Annotated in this window: 3 protein-coding genes and 2 pseudogenes; all 5 read left to right on the top strand. The window is 49.5% G+C overall.

From position 1 onward, the window contains the following. Positions 1–145, top strand: a pseudogene (locus AB204_RS23865) (phage head closure protein); the annotation flags it as partial. Further along, the gene (locus AB204_RS16995) at positions 138–440 is read left to right on the top strand and encodes a head-tail connector protein (protein ID WP_047964566.1); all 303 of its coding nucleotides are present in this window, start codon (positions 138–140) and stop codon (positions 438–440) included. The pseudogene AB204_RS23865 and the gene AB204_RS16995, both read left to right, overlap by 8 nt. Beyond that, complete coding sequence (locus AB204_RS16990; RefSeq protein WP_047964565.1) at positions 440–871, top strand: HNH endonuclease; 432 nt, start codon at positions 440–442, stop codon at positions 869–871. The genes AB204_RS16995 and AB204_RS16990 overlap by 1 nt, the downstream gene beginning before the upstream one ends. Before the next feature lie 135 nt (positions 872–1,006). Continuing rightward, complete coding sequence (locus tag AB204_RS16985) at positions 1,007–1,366, top strand: phage terminase small subunit P27 family (RefSeq protein WP_047964564.1); 360 nt, start codon at positions 1,007–1,009, stop codon at positions 1,364–1,366. Positions 1,367–1,377: 11 nt separating this feature from the next. Then, positions 1,378–2,418: pseudogene (locus tag AB204_RS16980) on the top strand (terminase large subunit); the annotation flags it as partial. Positions 2,419–2,471 lie beyond the last annotated feature (53 nt).

Genomic DNA, 2,471 nt, shown 5'->3' with positions numbered 1-2,471 from the left:
CCGTGCTGATATCACCACTGCAAACCGCATCTTCTATCAGGGTGACAGTACCAACGGTCAATTCTTTAACATTGTGGCGGTTATCCCCGATCCAAAACACACCCGCTTAGAGTTGCTTTGTAAGGGAGGCTTACCGAATGGATAAGATTGATATTCCCCTGAACGAAATCAAGCAACATTGCCGACTGGATGAAAGCAATACGCTTGAAGACGAACTGCTTAAGGGCTATGCCGAGGCTGCATTGGAAGTCTGCCAGCAACATATCGGTAAGCGATTCGAGGAGGGCTTGGTGTTTACCCCTGCTATCAAAGTGGGCTGCTTACTCTATATTGGCTTGCTGTATGAGAATCGGGCGATGGCGGTAGAGGTGGAACTGAAAGAAGTCCCGTTCTCTATCAAATCCCTGTGGTCGGTCTATCGAGATGTGGGGATCTACTGATGCCGTGGCAACCTTTAAAGCGCTGTAGCTATCCGGGATGTAAGCAGCGTGTGAAGTCAGGACGATGCGAGCAACACCAGAGAGAGACCAGACGACAACAGGATAAGCAACGAGGTACACGTACTGAGCGTGGTTACAGTAACCGATGGGGCAGATATAGATTGATGTACCTCAAGGCTAACCCCTTATGTGTGTATTGCCTCAAGCAGAACAGTTACACGCCTGCAACTATCGTTGACCACATCATACCGATCAATGGCGATAGTGATGTGCTGTTCTGGCCTGAATCCAACCATCAAGCCCTATGTCATGGCTGCCATAACCGTAAGACGGTACGGACAGACCCCATCACCAAACAGCAGCGTAAGAATGGTGAGTATCGGGAACAGGAAACAGAAGCGGCAAAGTGTCGTGATTGGTTGATTGAATGATAATAACGCAATGAGATAACTAGATGGGGGTATCAAAAATGACAAACGCCCCGCTAAAAAGAACCGCCGCGTCCTCAAATTTTTATGCACGGCACTTTTTTCAATAGCAGTAATCTTTATAGGAAACAATCTATTATGGCAAGAGCACCCAAACCCCCTGAGTATTTAAACGATATCGCCGCGCAACAATGGAAATCGAAAGCCAAAATTCTCAACGAACGGGAAGATCTCAGCCCGGCTGACTGGAACAATCTTGAACTCTATTGCGTCAACTATGCCATCTACCGTAAAGCCGTGGCAGACATTGAGTTACGCGGGTTCGCCGTAGAAGGTTCACGCGGCGCAGCAACCAGTAACCCGTCACTGAAAGCAAAGGCTGATGCCGAAAAAATCATGATAAAAATGTCGGCATTGCTGGGCTTCGATCCGGTATCCCGTCGCCGAAATCCGGTAGAAACGGACGAACCCGACGAATTAGATGTGCTGATTGCCTGATGAAACCGCCGATGAACGCATGGGAGCAGTACGCTTTTGATATCGAAAATGGCACTATTCCGGCCTGTAAGCGTCTGAAACAGGCCGTAAAACGCTATTATAGTGACCGGAATAACCCGCTTTATACGTTCGATACCGAGGTGGTAGAGCGTTTTATTGGCTTTTCCCGTCTCTGTCCCCACGTCAAAGGCCACTTGCGCGGTAAGCCGATTATTCTTGAGCCGTGGCAACAATTCGCGTTTGCTAATCTGTTCGGCTTCAAAGTTAAGGCGACCGGACGCCGGAAATATCGCAGTGCCTACATTCAAGTGCCACGCAAAAATGCCAAGTCTACCGTAGCGGCAATGCTGGCGAACTGGTTCTTAGTCATGGAACAGGGACAGCAGGATATTTACACCGCCGCCGTGAGCCGGGATCAGGCGCGTATTGTGTTTGATGATGCCCGCCAGATGTGCCTGTTATCCAAACCCCTCAAGAAACGGGTCGCTATTCAGCAACACAAGGTCACTTACGCCAAGAGCAACAGCCTGTTAAAACCACTGGCAGCCAAAGCCTCCACCATTGAGGGCACAAACCCCAGCCTTGCCATTGTCGATGAATACCATTTGCACCCGGATAACGCCGTTTACTCTGCCCTTGAGTTGGGGATGGGCGCCCGTCCCGAAGGCATTCTGTTTGCCATTACGACCGCAGGCAGTAACGTGATATCGGCCTGTAAGCAGCACTATGATTATTGCTGTCAGATACTGGCAGGCGAAGAACAAAACGAATCCCTGTTCGCCCTGATCTACGAGCTGGGCGACGAGAACGAGATTGATGATGAAACGCTCTGGATTAAGGCCAATCCTAATCTCAATGTGTCCGTAGACAGCACCTCATTGCATGACACTATCCAGAAAGCGCGCGGCATTCCCTCACAATGGACAGAGATGTTAACCAAACGCTTTAATATCTGGTGCCAGGGCGAAACCCCGTGGATGGGTGAAGGCGCTTGGAAAGCCTGCCAGACAGAATACGATGAAAGCGATCTCAAAGGCTTGGAGTGTGTAGCGGTCAAGAAATCCCGGACATTTTTTTAGCCTCTTTTTCTTGTTTTTCATAAACG

The sequence above is a fragment of the Xenorhabdus khoisanae genome, from assembly GCF_001037465.1.
GTDB lineage: Bacteria > Pseudomonadota > Gammaproteobacteria > Enterobacterales > Enterobacteriaceae > Xenorhabdus > Xenorhabdus khoisanae.
Note: the sequence above shows the minus strand (reverse complement) of the source record. Positions and strands in the feature narration are given on the sequence as shown.